Below are 15,738 nucleotides of genomic sequence, written 5' to 3'. Positions count from 1 at the left end.
GGGCGCATATGTCGCTTGGCATTGCATCTAGCGAAATAGGGCATGCCCTGTGCCCTGTGCCCTGTGCGCTCGTGCGGCGGCGGCATCGTCCGCAGCTGCTTCGGAAGGGTGAGCCCTTGGCGCTCACCTCGATGCATTGCGCCGTCGGAGATCAGAACGGCGATCCCGATACCGGACACCGTCATGCGTCGGGACTGAAGTCCCTCCCACAATGAGCATCATGCGCTGCGGTCGGGAGACCGACGTCATGGGTGTGGGCTGCGCCGGCCGCGGCTCACTCCGCCACTGCGATGCAGCACTTAGACTGATCCAATGGAACCTCTAGCCGCTACGCCACTGCCACGCGCGTTCTACGCGCTCGATGCGCGCGTGGTGGCGCCGGAGCTGCTGAACAAACTGCTTGTCACCGCCGACGGTCGCTGCGGGCGCATTGTCGAGGTGGAGGCCTACTGCGGTGCAGAGGATCCGGCGGCGCACTCGTTCCGCGGCATGACACGGCGCACGCGCGTGATGTTCGGCCCGCCCGGGCATCTGTACGTGTACTTCATCTATGGCATGCATTGGGCGCTCAATGCGGTATGTGGCGGTGCGCCGGGGCATGCGGTGCTGATCCGCGCCTTGGCGCCTGTGGCCGGGGTCGATGCGATGCAGTCGGCGCGGGGTGCGGTGCGCGCTGCCGATCTCACCCGTGGGCCAGGGCGCCTGGCCAAGGCGCTGGGGGTGTCGGGTGCGGACAACGGGCTGGACCTGACCACGCTGCAGTCGCGCCTGTGGCTAGGGCAGGACGGGACGCCGCCGCCTGCCGCGCCGGTCGTCACCACACGGATCGGCATCAGCAAGGCGATGGAGGCGCCGTGGCGCTGGCATGTGCCCGACGAGCCGAACGTGTCGCGTTTCGTGGTGAGTCGGGCGAAGCGCCGAGGGTAGCGTGGCGCTTGTAGACATCGTCGCACTACACGCTGCAAGAGGGTCAGTGCCTTGCCCGCCGTCACGAGTGAAAGGCCGCAATGCGGTGGTGACGGAAGGCGCTTTGGCTCGGAGACGAACGCATTTCCTCAGGGACCCTCGCTTCGTTCGTCGCGGCTGAAGCCGCTCCTACGACGGGCAACCTGCGTCACCACCGCCACAAACGGGCGCATGGCTGAGGATATGCCGACAAGGCACACGCTAGGCGATCGCGGCGCTCGCATCCAGTTGCGCGATGGCATCGGCCACGACCGTGGCGAACGGTGCGTCCACGTCCACCGAAATGACGTCGGCCTCGTCCAGCGGCAGTTCCAATGTGTCGAGCTGGCTTTGCAGCAGCGCCGGTGGCATGAAGTGGCCGTGGCGCGCGGCCAGGCGTTCGGCGATCACGTGTGCGGCTGCGTGCAGGAACACGAAGCGCATCGGCACGCCGGTGTCGCGCAATTGCTGCCGATGCGCCTTGCGCAATCCGGAAAACGCCAATACCACGCTCTGCCCGGCATCGACCGATGCACCCAGGCGCTGCGCCAGGGCCGCGACCCAGGGCGCGCGCTGCGCGTCGCTGAGCGGGATGCCATGCGCCATCTGCGCCTTGGCGGCGGCGCTGTGGAAGTCGTCGGCGTCCAGGAAGGTGAGTCCGTAGTGCGCCGCCAGTGCCTGGGCGACGCTGGTCTTGCCGCTGCCGGACACGCCCATCACGACGATGGCTTCGGCGCGCGGCGGCGGGGATGAGGGGGCGTGGGTCACGTGCTGCGGTCCCGTGGGGTCGCCCACATGATGCCAGTGTGGGCGTTGTGTGGACGTCAGTGATTCTGTAACTGGGTCTTGCGCTGCTGTTGAGGTGTGCGCAGTGGCAACTGGGTTCTGTATGGATTCTGGCGTCGGGGCTGAAGCCCCTCCCACAGGAGCTTCGGCCCGTTCTTCCGATTACACAGCGCGCTTGGTTCTTCGGGCTCGGCGTCTACATCGTCGCGTACGCCGTCTCGACCAGATCGTCCCACTGCAGTCGCGTGCCGGACGCATCGTCGCTGTGCTGCAAGGTGCGGCGAACGGCGCGACGCATGGCGCGGCTGATCCAGTTGTGCAGGTCGCGGCCGGACTGGCCGTCGCTGCGCTCGGCGACCCAGGTCGCCGCGGCGTCGGCGTCGAGATCCAGCGGTTTGCCGCGCAGCAGGCCCGCGACGATGGCGGTCCGCGCCGCGCGGTCGGGCAGGGCGATGGTGATCTGCCGGTCCAGCCGCGACAGCAGCGCCGGGTCGATCGCAGTGGCATGGTTGCTGGCGGCCAGCAGGAATACCTGGCCCGCATGGCTGGCGACGCCGTCCAGCTCCTGCAGCAGTTGGCCGACGATCTCGCGGGTATACGCATCGTCGCCGTCGGCACCGCGGGCCGGCGCGACGATGTCCAGTTCGTCGACGAACACGATGCACGGCGCCTGCGCCCGCGCGCGCTCGAACGCCGCCTGCACGCGCTGTCCGGACTGGCCGAGATAGCCGGCCTTGAGGTCGGCGCTGCTCAGGGCGATGAAGGCCAGGCCCGACTGGCTGGCGAGGATGCGTGCGACCTGGGTCTTGCCGGTGCCCGGCGGGCCGACCATCAGGATCCCGCGCGGCACCGGCACGCCGAGCGTGGCCAGGGTCTCGGCATTGCGCAGTTCCTTGCCCAGGCCGACGAACTCCTCGACGGTGGCCGCCGGCAGCACGATGTCGTCCCAGCCGAGCGTGGCGACGGCAGTGGAGCCTTTGCCGCGCAGTGCGCGCAGGTGCGCGTGCAGGGTGGCGTTGTCCAGGGTGCCGTCCACGCACTCGGCTGCGACGCGCGCGACCAGCGTGTGCAGGTCGCGGCCGGAGAGGCCGGTGCTGTCGGCGATCACCTGCGCGTCCGGCGCCAGGGTGAAACCGGCACGTTGCAGTTCGGCGCCGAGGATGCGGGCGCGCGCCGCGGCGTCGGGCAGGCCGATGGCGATGCTGGCGGTGAAGCGCGACAGGATCGCGTCGTCCAGCAGCGCCGGGCGGTTGGTCGCGCCGATCACCAGCACCTGCCCATGTGCCTCATGGAAGCCGTCCCATTCGGCCAGGAACGTCTGCACCAGTTCGGCGCCGAAGCTGTCGCTGTCGGCGCCGCCGCGACGCGCGAACACGCTTTCGCATTCGTCGATGAACAGGATCGCCGGCGCCTGCGCGCGGCAGCGCTGCCAGATCGCCTGCACCTTGGGGCCGGTGTGGCCGACGTGCGCGGCCTTCAGGTCGGCCATGCCCAGCGCCTCGAAATGGCAGCCGGCATGGCGCGCCAGCTTGCGCGCGATCAGGGTCTTGCCGGTGCCCGGCGGCCCGTGCAGGAGCATGCCTTTCGGCGACGGCTGGCGCCCGGACACGAACAGGTCCACCAGCTTCAGGATCTGGTCGAGCGTGGTGTCGGGCAGGGCGATGTCGGCCCAGTGCCGTTGCACCGCATCCAGGCTCTGCAGCCGCTGCTGCAGCGCGCGTTGCTGGCCGCGCGCGACCTCCCAGGCCTGCACGTGGTCGTGCAGCGCGGCGATCGGCGCGCCATCGACGGCGGCGTCTTCGGCCAGTGCCAGCGCCAGCGATTGCAGCGACGGCGCAGCGTCGGCGGCCAGGTCGGCGTCGAGGAGGATCAGGGCCGCTGCATGGGTGGCATCGGGCAGCACGATCAGCGCCTGCAGGCGCGGGTCCTCGCTGCCGTCGTGCAAGGCCAGCAGCCGCGCACCGGACAGATCGCCCTGCGTGGCGGGAATGGACCAGCGCCCGTGCAGGGCGCGCTGCGGCCAGGGCGCGCGGGTCACCGGATAGGTCGACCCTGGATCGTGCTGCGTGGCATCGGCCACCTGCACCAGCGCCAGCGGCAGGCGTGCGAACGCCTGCAGTGCGCGCCGTTCGGCATGGCTGTGGTGCCACGCCAGCAATTGCGCACCGGCGACGACCAGCAGACCGTACGCAAGCAGCGACGGCAGCAGGCTTTGCAGCAGCAGGCCGCCATCGCCGTGCAGGGCGACCTGGCGCCACCAGACGAGGAAGCTGCGCGTCTCGCCCAGCCAGTGTGCGCTCGTCCACGGCAGGACCAGCACCAGCATGCCGATCAAGGCCGCGCGCCAGCGCCAGTCCGGCAGCAGCGGCCGCAGCAGCAACGCCGGTCCCCAGGCGCGGCGGCGCTCGCGCCGTACCGCCGCCCGCGCCGCGATCCTGGCGTGCGCAGCGAAGCGGTGCCGGATTGCCGCAGCCGCCTGCTCCACAGCCGGCAGATGCCGCTCGATATCCGCATCGGCCTGCGCCTGGCGCGATTGCGCCTGCTGCACCTGCGCGAGCAGGCGCTGCGTCTGCTGTTGCAGCGACGGTGGGGGCGTCGGCACGGCGGCCGGGATGCCGGACATCAGCGGGAGCGGGGGCAGGTGGTCACCGCGCGCATCTTAGCCCGAGCGCCGGCGGGGCTGCGGTGGTTGGCTGCAGGTTGGATTGCCCTTGCTGGACACGGCAGGCCGGCGCGTGAAGCGGCTGCTGCCATGGGAGGAGGGCATCTTGGAGAAGGATAGGGCGCGAGGCGCGGGTGGGTCTTGAGACCATCAGGGCTTCGTTCGTCGCGGCTGAAGCCGCTCCTACGCAAGACTTGCAATTCCATGACGGCTGTTGCCGTTGCTTTGGTTGTTGCCTTTGCGTTATCGGGTTCCCTTCCGAAGCGGCGGCCGGCCCGGGGAAAAACCCGAAGGGGCGGCGCACATGGATGTGCGCCGTTCGCGGCAGGGGCAGGATGCCCCTTCCGCGAATCCCCGGGCTGGACGCGGACCCGGAGCGCGTAGCGCGGAGGGCGCGAGGCGGGGTGTGCTTGACCAGCCTTCGGCTGTGGTAAAGCGCTTCTTTTGGTTACTTTTCTTTGCACAAGCAAAGAAAAGTAACTCGCCGCAAGGCGAAAGCTTTGCCTTGCCGTGGCTGCAGCGCCAAAAGGGTCCTGCAAATTAACAGCAAAAGCAGAAGCAGAGCCTGCGGCATGCCTGCGTCCGCCGCGGACATTGGATGCCGCACCGCAACCGAGCGGTGATTCTGCTTAACTGGGCTGCGTGCAAAGGGGGGGGCGCAGGAAAAGAGGCGAGAAGCGCCGTGCTCGCCGGTGGGGGAGCGCTTCCGTGTAGGCGCAGTCGCCGCACCTGCCTCGCGGCAACCAGCCCGGTGCACGCGCAGCCCAAGCGAGACGCAGCGAGCCCCGAACTCCCGACTACGCCGAAACGCATCGCACCCTCTAGACTGCACGCATCGTCGTGGGGGCTCGCCTTTGGTTTCCAGTTGGATCCTGCTGCTGGTATCGGTCGGCTATGCGGCGCTGCTGTTCGCGGTGGCGTGGTGGGGCGACCGCCGTCCGCTGTACCCGGAACGGCCGTGGCTGCGGCCGGCGGTGTACAGCCTGGCGCTGGCCGTGTACTGCTCGTCGTGGACGTTCTACGGCGCGGTCGGCAGCGCGGTGCGCAACGGCGCCGGTTACCTGCCGATCTACCTGGGCCCGCTGCTGATGCTGCTGTTCGGCTGGCGCATCGTCGAGCGCCTGGCGCTGATCGCGCGCAGCGAGAACACCGTGTCCATCGCCGACTTCATTTCCTCGCGCTACGGCCGCTCGCGGCGCCTGGCCGCGCTGGTGGCGGTGATCGCCCTGGTCGGCGTGGTGCCGTACCTGGCGCTGCAGTACAAGGCGGTGGCGATGAGCCTGCAGGTGCTCAGCGGCCAGTCCAGCGCCGGTGCGCCGTTCTACGCCGATCCGGCGCTGTACGTGGCCTTGGGGATGGCGCTGTTCGCCACCCTGTTCGGCACCCGCCAGGTCGATGCCACCGAGCACCACCACGGCATGATGCTGGCGATCGCGCTGGAGTCGGTGGTGAAGCTGCTGGCGATGGTGGCGGTGGGCGTGTTCGCCTACGTATGGCTGTCCGCACGCGACGGCGGCCAGGTGCTGCAGTCCACGCGCACGCTGTTCCAGAACACCCCGCCGGTGGGCTTCATCTCGCAGACCCTGCTCAGCTTCCTGGCATTGGTGTGCCTGCCGCGGCAGTTCCATGTGGCGGTGGTGGAGTGCAGCGACGTCGGCGACATCCGCAAGGCGCGCTGGCTGTTCGGCCTGTACCTGGTGCTGATCTCGGCGATGGTGGTGCCGATCGCCGCGGCCGGCATCGCGCTGTTCGGCGGCGGCGATGTGGCCGACGACAGCATCGTGCTGGCGCTGCCGCTGGCCGAAAGCCGTACCGCGCTGGCGCTGGTCGCCTATGTGGGCGGGTTTTCCGCCGCCACCGGCATGGTCATCGTCTCCAGCATCGCGCTGGCGACGATGATCAGCAACGACCTGGTGATGCCGGTGCTACTGCGCCGCCGCGGGCACCAGGCCGCCGGCGCCGACGTGGCCTCGAAGGTGCTGTGGATCCGCCGTCTGGCGATCCTGCTGCTGGCGCTGATCGCCTACGGCTATTACCGCAGCAGCAGCAACGACACGACGCTGGCGTCGTACGGCCTGATGGCCTTCGCCGCGGTGGCGCAGTTCGCGCCGGGGGTGATCGGCGGGCTGTACTGGCGCGGCGCCAGCCGCAAGGGCGTGGAGACCGGCATGGTGCTGGGCTTCGCCACCTGGATCTACACGCTGCTGCTGCCGGCGCTGACCCAGGCCGGCTGGCTGGCGCCGGCCTGGTTGCTGGACGGGCCGTTCGGCATCTCCTGGCTGCGCCCGCAGCAGCTGTTCGGCATGAGCGGCTGGGACCCGCTGGCGCACGGCACGTTCTGGTCGCTGCTGGTCAACGTCGGCACGATGATGCTGGTGTCGGCGCGCTGGCGTCCTGGCCTGGACGAGCGCCTGCGCGCGGCGCCGTTCCTGGAGCCGTACTCGCAGCGCCCGGCGGTGGCCGGCGACTGGCTCGGGCAGGTGCGCGTGGTCGATCTGCAGGCGCTGGCCGAGCGCATGGTCGGCGAGCGCCACGCCCGCCGCGCCTTCGCCGAACAGGCGCAATTGCTCGGCCGCGAGCCGCAGCCCACCGCGGTGGCCGACCGCGTGTGGGTGCAGTTCACCGAACGCCTGCTCGCCGCCTCGATCGGCGCGGCCTCCGCGCGCCTGGTGCTGACCAGCCTGCTGCGCGGCTCGGGCATGGACCTGGGCGAGGTGGTGGCGGTGCTCGACGAGGCCGGGCAGGAGTTGCGCTTCAACCGCGAGATCCTGTCCACCACGCTGGAGAACATCAGCGCCGGGGTCAGCGTGGTCGATCCGGCGATGCGCCTGACCGCCTGGAACCGCCGCTACCAGCAGATGTTCGGCTATCCCGACGGCATGCTCTACGTCGGCCGCCCGGTCGCCGACCTGATCCGCTACAACGCCGAGCGCGGCGAACTGGGGGGCGGCCAGGTGGAAGACCAGATCGCCCGCCGCATCGCGCACATGCGCGCCGGCACTCCGCACGTGTTCGAACGCACCCGCAGCGACGGCAAGGTGATCGAGATGCGCGGCCAGCCGCTGCCGGGCGGCGGCTATGTCACCAGCTACAACGACATCACCGACTACAAGCGCGCCGAGCAGGCCCTGCTCGAGGCCAACGAGACCCTGGAGCAGCGCGTGGCCGAGCGCTCGCGCGAGGCGGAACTGGCGCAGCAGTCCAAGACCCGCTTCCTGGCCGCGATCAGCCACGACGTGCTGCAGCCGCTCAACGCCGCGCGGCTGTTCGCCTCGGCCTTGCGCGATGCGCACCAGAACGAGGAGCAGCGGCATCTGGCCGAGCGCGTGGACGCCTCGCTGCGCGCGGCCGAGGAACTGCTCGATGGCCTGCTCGATGTGTCGCGGCTGGACGCCGGTGGCCTGCGCCCGACCATCGAGGACATCGATGCCGGCCTGCTGCTGCGCGAACTGGCCGCGCAGTACAGTCCGATCGCCGCCGGCCGTGGCCTGCGCCTGCACGTGTACGCGCGGCCACTGTGGGTGCGCAGCGATCGCCGCCTGCTGCGCCGCGTGCTGCAGAACTTCCTCGCCAACGCGCTGCGCTATACCCGCCAGGGCCGCATCGTGCTCGGCATGCGCCGCCGCGGTGCGGCGCTGGAACTGCAGGTCTGGGACACCGGCCCCGGCATCCCGCCGCACCACATGCAGCAGATCTTCGACGAATTCCAGCGCTACCAGCAGCCGTTCGACTGGGGCGAGCAGGGGCTGGGCCTGGGCCTGTCGATCTGCCAGCGCATCTCGCGCCTGCTCGGCCACGACCTGGATGCGCGCAGCCGCGTCGGCCACGGCAGCATGTTCTCCATCACCCTGCCGCGGGCGGCGCCCCCGCCGCAGGCGCAGCAACGCGCGCCGCGCGCGGCGGCGGCGGCCGACTCGCTGGCCGGGCTGCGCGTGCTGTGCGTGGACAACGACCAGGAAATCCTCGACGGCATGCGCGCGCTGCTCGGCCGTTGGCAGGTGGAGGTGATCTGCGCCAGCACCGTCGACGCGGCGCTGGCGCAGGCCGCGTGCGCACCGCACGTGATGCTGGTCGACTACCACCTGCACGACCGCCTCGACGGCCTGGAGACCCTGGATGCGCTGCGCGCGGCGATGCCCGGGCCGGTGGCCGGCGCGCTGCTCACCGCCGACGGTCGCGACGAACTGAAGCTGCAGGCGCGCGAGCGCGGCTACCGGCTGCTGACCAAGCCGGTCAAGCCGGCCTCGCTGCGCGCCTTCCTCACCGCCTACCACGATCCGATCTAGCGGTATCGAACGTCCTTGTAACGGCAATGTATGTGCCGTGTGGCACGCCGCGGCGCGGCCGGCGTGGCGCGCGGCGCGGGCGGGCGGCTAAGGTGGTGGACCACCCACGATCCGCCTGCGCATGACCTCCCTGGACACCCCCGCGATGCCCTCGCTCCCGGACCTGCTGGCGGCGCTGGAGGCCGGCCAGGCGCAGACGCTCGAACACGGTGCCCGCGCCTACCTGCGGCAGCATCCCGATGACGTCCTGGCCAGCAGCCTGCTGGCGATGAGCCTGCAGATGCAGGGCCAGCCGGCGCCGGCCGCCGCCGTGTACCGCAGGCTGGCCGAGCGCGAGCCGCACGAGGTGGCGCATTGGAACAACCTCGGCACGGCGCTGCGCGAGGCCGGCGACCCAGGCCCGGCAGGCGAGGCCTATCTGCGCGCCCGCGCGCTGGCGCCGGACGATCCGCTGCCGCACCACAACCTCGGCCTGCTGGCGATGGACGCCGGCGACTACGCCGCGGCCCGCGAACACCTGCTCGACGCGCATGCGCTGGCGCCGCAAGCCCCGCCGCTGTGCGTGCACGCGGCGATGGCCTGTCACGAATGCGGCGACTTCCAGCGCGTGCAGGCGCTGATCGCCGACTGGCGGCAGTGGCCGCCGCTGGATCCGGACACCACCGTGGAACTGGCCTGGCTGCTGTCGCAGGGCGGCGAGACCGACACCGCCTGCGCTCTGCTGCGCGCCTGCGCCGAGGGGCCGATGGCGCAGCCGGCGCGGGCCTGGTCGCGGCTGGTGCTGGTGCTCGAGCGCGCCAACCGCCTGCCGCAGGCGCGCGAGGCGGCCGCGCAGCTGCCGCCGCCGGAGCGGATCGACGACCCCGACGTGCGCCAGGACGCCGCCAATGCGCTGGCGGTGCTGGCCATGCGCGAGGGCCACTGGGAGCAGGCGCACGCGCTGCTGCGCGGGCTACTGGCTCACGGCAGCGCCGTCGACCGGCGCAAGCAGAGCAACCTGTTCTTCGCCCTGGCGCGGGTCTGCGACCGTTTGGGCCGTCACGACGAGGCGCTGGATGCGTGCGAGCAGGGCCATGCCGGCCAAGTCGAGGGCCTGGCCGCACTGGTGCCGGAACTGGCGGCGGCGGACGCACCGCCGCTGCCGGTCGCGCAGGCCCGCTGGGATTCGGCGCGCCATGCCGCGGCGCGGCCGGTGACCGCGCCGGCCATGGCGGACTCGCCGATCTTCGTGGTCGGCTTCCCGCGCTCGGGCACCACCTTGCTGGAACAGATGCTCGACGCCCACCCGCACCTGGTGGCGATGGACGAGCGGCCGTTCCTGCAGGGGCTGGCCGACCGCCTGGAGGCGCGCGGCGTGGCCTGGCCGGACGGACTGGGCGAGCTCGACGATGCCGCCTGTGACGCGCTGCGCGCCGAGTACTGGCAGGCGGTGCGCGGGGTGGTGCAGTTGCAGCCGGGCCAGCGCCTGGTCGACAAGAACCCGCTGAACCTGCTGCGCCTGCCGCTGATCCGGCGGCTGTTCCCGGAGGCGCCGGTGATCCTGGCGCTGCGCCACCCTTGCGACGTGCTGCTGAGCTGCTACATGCAGGCGTTCCGCTCGCCGGCCTTCGCCCTGCTGTGTGCCAGCCTGCCGCGGCTGGCGCGCGGCTATGCCGATGCGATGGACTTCTGGCTGTATCACGCCGCCTTGCTGCAGCCGCGCACGCTGGAGTTGCGCTACGAGGATCTGGTGGCCGACCCGCAGGCGCAGGTGGCGCGGCTGGGGCAATTCCTGCAGCTGCAGCAGCCGGAGCGGCTGCTGGAGTTCCAGCGGCACGCGCAGGACAAGGGCTTCATCAGTACGCCGAGCTACGCGCAGGTGGTGGAAGGCATCAACCGCAAGGCCCTGGACCGCTGGCACGCCTATCGCGACGCGTTCGCGCCGGTGCTGCCGGTGCTGCAACCGTTCCTGCAACGCTGGAACTACCGCGCCGCCTGAGCGTTGCGGCTTGTCTGAACCGTTCCCGTCTGCGGGTTGAACGGCAAAACGCCGCGCGCGCTGTACCGCGGTTGAAGCGGTGTTTTTGTCAGGGGCTGGCGCACGCTGGCACACCGAAACAACACCCTTCTTATAAAAAACTAACAAGTGCCTGACGGTCCTCTAATGAACCGCTGGCCCGAGGCATCCATTTCACCCGCCGCGCCGTCGAGGCGCCCGGGATGGTTCGCGCCTGCGTGCAGCCGGCGCTTGTCGCACATCACATGAGGTCTTCCCGATGTCCGTAGCAAAGAACAGACTCGCTCACGCCGTTTGCCTGGCCATGGCGACGCTTCCCGCCACGCTCTATGCGCAGAGCGCCACGCCGGCGGCGTCCGCGTCCGGCGACGCGCCGGTGACGCTGGACAAGCTCACCGTCACCGGTTCGCTGGTGCGCCGTGTGGATGTGGAGACCGCCAGCCCGGTCGCCGTGGTCGATCGCCAGCAGATCCAGCAGAGCGGCAAGCAGACCCTGGGCGACCTGCTGCAGGCGCTGCCCGGCATCGCCGGCGCCGCGACCAACCCGCAGGTCAACAACGGCGGCGGCGACGGCGCCTCGACCATCTCCCTGCGCGGCCTCGGCGACCAGCGCACGCTGATCCTGATCGACGGCCACCGCATCCAGAACAACGACGTCAACTCGATCCCGGCCAACATGATCGACCACGTCGAAGTGCTGAAGGTCGGCGCCTCGGCGATGTACGGCTCCGACGCGATCGGCGGCGTGGTCAACTTCATCCTGCGCAAGAATTTCGAAGGCGGCGAAGTCTCGGCCAACTACGGCCAGACCAGCCGCGGCGACGGTGCCCGCCAGGGCGGCAGCTTCACCTTCGGCAAGACCTGGGACCGCGGCAACGTCGTGGTCGGCCTGGACTACAACAAGCAGAAGGACGTCTCCAGCGCCAACCGCGCCTTCTCCAAGTACGCGATGTACCTGTCCAGCGGCAGCGTCTACAAGGGCGGTTCCAGCCGCACGCCCAGCGGCTACTACAAGCTGCCGGCGGCGACCCTGGCGGCCAACGGCTGCAGCGCCAACGGCGCGCTGACCAGCAACGGCAGCGGCGGCTACAAGTGCTACAGCTCCTCGGCCGACGCCTACAACTACCAGGCGGAGAACCTGTTGCTGACCCCGCAGCAGCGCGTCGGCGGCTTCGTGCTCGGCAGCTTCAACATCACCGACTCGATGCAGGCGTACGTCAACGCCTACCACAACCACACCATGTCGAACTTCGCGATCGCGCCGCTGCCGTTCGACGCGCAGAGCGACGGCATCACCATCGCCGCCAACAACCCGTACAACCCGTTCGGCGTGGAGTTCGGCCCCAACGGCTACGAGTTCCGTTCGCGCTTCACCACCCTGGGCCAGCGCGAAGGCTTCTACGACACCGCCACCGACCAGGACGTGATCGGCCTGAAGGGCGGCATCGGCGACAGCAGCTGGGTGTGGGACACCAACTTCAACTACGGCCACTACCGCCAGCGCAACTGGAGCCACGGCTACGTCGACTACGCCGCGCTGCAGAGCGCGATCGACAGCGGGCAGGTCAACATCTTCGACCAGAGCAACGCCAACACCATCGCCTGGCTGAAGAGCAACGAATCGATTCCGCGCCAGGAAACCACCACCATCATGCGCCAGTGGGAAGCCAGCGCCAACGGCAGCCTGTGGGAAATGCCGGCCGGCGCCGCGCAGCTGGCGGTGGGCGCGCTGTACCGCAAGGAGAGCCTGAACTCCACGGTCTCGGCCAATGCGCTGATCAACAGCGACAACACCTGCGCGGTCTCCTCCGAAGCGTGTTCCTCGCCGCTGAGCGGCAGCTTCAACGTCAAGGAGGCGTACGCCCAGCTGTTCGTGCCGGTGCTGGAGCAGTCCTCGCCGGTCGGCGCGCTCAACCTGACCCTGAGCGACCGCTATTCCGACTACAGCAGCGTGCGTTCGGGCAACAACAGCGCCTCGTTCCAGGTGGAGTGGCGTCCGATCCACGACCTGATGGTGCGCGGCACCGCGGCGCAGGTGTTCCGTGCGCCGACGATCAGCGACATCTACCAGGGCCCGACCGCCGACTCGCCGAACTTCGTCGACCCGTGCATCGGCTACAGCGGCAGCGGCCACGCCAATGCCTGCGCCGGCGTGCCGACCGGCTGGAACGGCTCGGGCCTGTCGCAGACCAACGGCATCGTGTCCGGGTCCAGCTACGTCGGTTATCAGCTCAAGCCGGAGAAGGGCACCTCCTTCGACTACGGCCTGGTCTACAGCCCCGAGTACGTGCCGGGCCTGTCGGTCAACCTCGACTGGTGGAAGGTCAAGCTCAACGACCTGATCCAGTCGATCTCCGCGCAGACCGTGGCCGACCTCTGCTACAACGACGACAACAGCCCGTACTGCAGCTACATCCACCGCTACGCCGCGGGCACCGTCAGCGCCGGCAACATCAACTACATCCAGACGCCGGTGGTGAACATCGGCAAGCTCAACACCCAGGGCATCGACCTCGGCGCCAACTACGTGCTGCCGGAGACCGCGTTCGGCAAGTTCACCGTGGCCGTGGACAGCACCTACCTGCACCGCTACGACATCGACACCGGGGACACGGTGGTGCACATGGCCGGCCGCTACAACTCGTCCTACGGCAACTACACGCACTGGCGCGCGCACGCCCTGGTCGGCTGGAAGCTGGGCAACTGGGATGCGAGCTGGACCACCCGCTGGATCGGCAAGGTGCAGGTCGGCAGTGGCGACCTGACCCAGAACATGTCCGCCGATGCGGCGATCAAGGGCGTGGTGCTGGACTACGGCAGCTACATGTATCACTCGCTGCAGGTGGGCTACGACATGGCCGGCGCCAACCTGCGCCTGGACCTGGGCGTGGACAACCTGACCAACAAGCAGCCGCCGGTCATGTACCAGAACAACGTGTTGAACGCGAACACCGACGTGAGCACCTACGACACGCTCGGCCGCTACTACTGGATGCGGGCCACCTACCGCTTCTGAGTGGAGCCGGTGCCGCCCGCCTGCGCGGGCGGCGCCGGAGCGTACGACGGCGCGTCCCTGTGGGCGCGCCGTTCTGCTTGAGGGGGGCAACATGCCGATGCGCATGAACCAGACCGACCTGCGCCACTACGTCCGCGTCTACGACGCGGCGCTGGATCCTGGCTTCTGCGCGCAGCTCATCGCGCAGTTCGAGCAGACCGCCGCCCAGCACAGCCGCAACGGCGCTGGCGAGCGTGCGGGGCTGGACGACAGCGCCTGGACCGAACTCAACGTCACCCGGCTCGCCGATCCGGCGTTCCAGGGTTTTTTCATCGAACAGGTGCGCGCGGCCCTGGCCCGCTACAACGCCGATCTCGGCCTGACCGCCGAGGTGCCGTGGCGGCCACGCCTGGCCGACCTGCGGATCAAGCGCTACCGCGCCGATGCCGGCGAACGCTTCCAGCCGCACTTCGACGCCTGCGACGCGGAGACCGGGCGCTACCTGGTGTTCCTGTGGTATCTCAACGACGTGGCCGAGGGCGGGCACACCCGCTTCCTCGACCTGGACCTGGAGGTCGCGCCGCGCGCCGGCCGCCTGCTGGTGTTCCCGCCGTACTGGATGTTCCTGCACGCGGGCCTGCCGCCGCGCAGCGGCGACAAGTACATCCTGTCCACCTATCTCGAATTCACCGCCAAGCCGGCCTGACCCAAGGCGCCGTCAGTGCGGGATGCTCACGCACGTCACCGCACATCCCCAATCCCGAATCCCGGCCGCACCAGCGCCCCGTCGCTCAACCTGCACCATGCAGATGCTCGAACAGGATGGTGCTGCCGATGGCGATCAGCAGCGCGCCGCCGACGATCTCCGCGCGCTTGCCGGCGAGTGCGCCGAGCGCGCGGCCGAGCATGATGCCCAGGGTGACCATGGTCAGCGTGCACAGGCCGATGATCGCCGCGACCTCGACGATGTTCACGTCGAGGAAGGCCAGGCCCACGCCCACCGCCATCGCGTCGATGCTGGTGGCCAAGCCGGTGGCGGCCAGGTTCCAGAAGCCGTGGCGCTTGGGCGCGGCCTCCTCGGGCGTGTCGGACTCCGGCTTGAGGCCGGCGACGATCATGTGCACGCCCAGCGCGCCGAGCAGGCCGAAGGCGATCCAGTGATCGAAGGCGACCACGTACTTGGATGCGGCCTGGCCGAGGACCCAGCCCAGCGCCGGGGTCAGTGCTTCGATGCAGCCGAAGATCAGGCCGGCGCGCAGCGCGTCGGCCCAGCGCGGACGTTGCATCGCCGCACCCTTGCCGACCGCGGCGGCGAAGGCGTCGGTCGACATGGCGATGCCGAGCAGGAGGATCGAAAGAAACGACATGGGGGACCGTACCGGGACAGGCGACAACGACGAGCGCGCGCGCCCGGCCTTCGCCTTGCGCACTCGCCGCTGGTCTCGCCAACCGAACTGGCTGCCCGTACCACGGCGCATCGGCCGAGTCTGTTGATACGGGCGCTGTCCGCGCAGGTCGGACAGCAGGCTACTCCCCAAGGGGACGCGCAGTCTAACAGCGGCCAACTGCGGCGAACATCCCTGGAACGCACGCGAACCTGCAGCTTCTCTTCTTAGCAACGGCTATAGCGCCTGGCGCTCGCCGGCATCCATGCGCGATGCGGCGACCGCGCGCAGCGGTGCGATCGGTGCGGCGTGTTCGGGTCGCCGATGTGGTCCTCGCTCGCTGGTGATGCATGCCGGTCGCTGCGGGCGGACGTAGCGTCATGCGGTGAGCAACGGCGCGCAGCATGCCGACGTAACGCCGCGCGCTGCGCTGCAGCGTGTTGCCGCCGCTGCGGCGCGACTACACTGGTCACGCTTCAGGTGCCTGGTCGTCGCAAGACGCATCGGGTGAAACGGGAAGCCGGTCCGATGCCGGCGCTGCCCCCGCAACGGTAGGCGAAAACACCCGACAACAGACCACTGCGCAAGCGGGAAGGTGTCGGGGTGATGCGGTTCCCGCATCGCTCGCAAGCCCGGAGACCGGCCTGACGTGGACGTCCTGCGACGTTCTTTCTCGGGTGTTG

General features: G+C 69.8%; 8 protein-coding genes and 1 riboswitch. Of the genes, 5 read left to right on the top strand and 3 right to left on the bottom strand.

Going from position 1 to position 15,738, the window contains the following annotated elements; translation table 11 throughout:
* Positions 1–312 precede the first annotated feature (312 nt).
* A complete protein-coding gene (locus tag J7357_RS06780; protein ID WP_209245515.1) occupies positions 313–927 on the top strand; it encodes a DNA-3-methyladenine glycosylase in 615 nt (204 codons plus the stop codon).
* A 240-nt stretch (positions 928–1,167) separates the two neighbouring features.
* Here the strand turns inward: J7357_RS06780 and J7357_RS06775 are convergent, their stop codons facing one another.
* Both J7357_RS06775 and J7357_RS06770 read right to left on the bottom strand, forming a co-directional pair.
* The gene (locus J7357_RS06775) at positions 1,168–1,713 is read right to left on the bottom strand and encodes a gluconokinase (protein ID WP_343237396.1); all 546 of its coding nucleotides are present in this window, start codon (positions 1,711–1,713) and stop codon (positions 1,168–1,170) included.
* Between the two features lie 214 nt (positions 1,714–1,927).
* On the bottom strand, positions 1,928–4,354 hold the full coding sequence (locus J7357_RS06770; protein WP_209245514.1) for an AAA family ATPase: 2,427 nt from the start codon (positions 4,352–4,354) through the stop codon (positions 1,928–1,930).
* An 893-nt stretch (positions 4,355–5,247) separates the two neighbouring features.
* Here J7357_RS06770 and J7357_RS06765 point away from each other — a divergent pair.
* The 4 genes from J7357_RS06765 (at position 5,248) to J7357_RS06750 (ending at position 14,376) form a co-directional block, all read left to right on the top strand.
* Entirely contained in the window at positions 5,248–8,679 is a 3,432-nt protein-coding gene (locus tag J7357_RS06765; protein WP_209245513.1) for a NahK/ErcS family hybrid sensor histidine kinase/response regulator, read from the top strand.
* Between the two features lie 121 nt (positions 8,680–8,800).
* A complete protein-coding gene (locus J7357_RS06760; protein ID WP_209245512.1) occupies positions 8,801–10,657 on the top strand; it encodes a sulfotransferase family protein in 1,857 nt (618 codons plus the stop codon).
* Positions 10,658–10,979: 322 nt separating this feature from the next.
* A complete protein-coding gene (locus tag J7357_RS06755; RefSeq protein WP_209245511.1) occupies positions 10,980–13,691 on the top strand; it encodes a TonB-dependent receptor in 2,712 nt (903 codons plus the stop codon).
* 97 nt (positions 13,692–13,788) lie between these two features.
* Entirely contained in the window at positions 13,789–14,376 is a 588-nt protein-coding gene (locus J7357_RS06750) for a 2OG-Fe(II) oxygenase (protein ID WP_209245656.1), read from the top strand.
* 85 nt (positions 14,377–14,461) lie between these two features.
* On the opposite strand, the gene mntP is transcribed toward J7357_RS06750, so the two are convergent.
* On the bottom strand, positions 14,462–15,037 hold the full coding sequence (gene mntP, locus J7357_RS06745; RefSeq protein WP_209245510.1) for a manganese efflux pump MntP: 576 nt from the start codon (positions 15,035–15,037) through the stop codon (positions 14,462–14,464).
* Between the two features lie 479 nt (positions 15,038–15,516).
* Positions 15,517–15,718, top strand: a riboswitch (cobalamin riboswitch).
* Positions 15,719–15,738: the final 20 nt, after the last annotated feature.

The sequence above is a fragment of the Xanthomonas sp. D-109 genome, from assembly GCF_017746095.1.
Classification (GTDB): Bacteria; Pseudomonadota; Gammaproteobacteria; order Xanthomonadales; family Xanthomonadaceae; genus Xanthomonas_A; species Xanthomonas_A sacchari.
Note: the sequence above shows the minus strand (reverse complement) of the source record. Positions and strands in the feature narration are given on the sequence as shown.

What these genes read in the sequence shown, in the direction of transcription:
- J7357_RS06780 (WP_209245515.1), top strand. Translation starts at nt 313, where the DNA reads ATGGAACCTCTAGCCGCTACGCCACTGCCACGCGCGTTCTACGCGCTC.
- J7357_RS06770 (WP_209245514.1), bottom strand. Translation starts at nt 4,354, where the DNA reads ATGTCCGGCATCCCGGCCGCCGTGCCGACGCCCCCACCGTCGCTGCAA.
- J7357_RS06760 (WP_209245512.1), top strand. Translation starts at nt 8,801, where the DNA reads ATGACCTCCCTGGACACCCCCGCGATGCCCTCGCTCCCGGACCTGCTG.
- J7357_RS06755 (WP_209245511.1), top strand. Translation starts at nt 10,980, where the DNA reads ATGGCGACGCTTCCCGCCACGCTCTATGCGCAGAGCGCCACGCCGGCG.
- J7357_RS06750 (WP_209245656.1), top strand. Translation starts at nt 13,789, where the DNA reads ATGCGCATGAACCAGACCGACCTGCGCCACTACGTCCGCGTCTACGAC.
- mntP (WP_209245510.1), bottom strand. Translation starts at nt 15,037, where the DNA reads ATGTCGTTTCTTTCGATCCTCCTGCTCGGCATCGCCATGTCGACCGAC.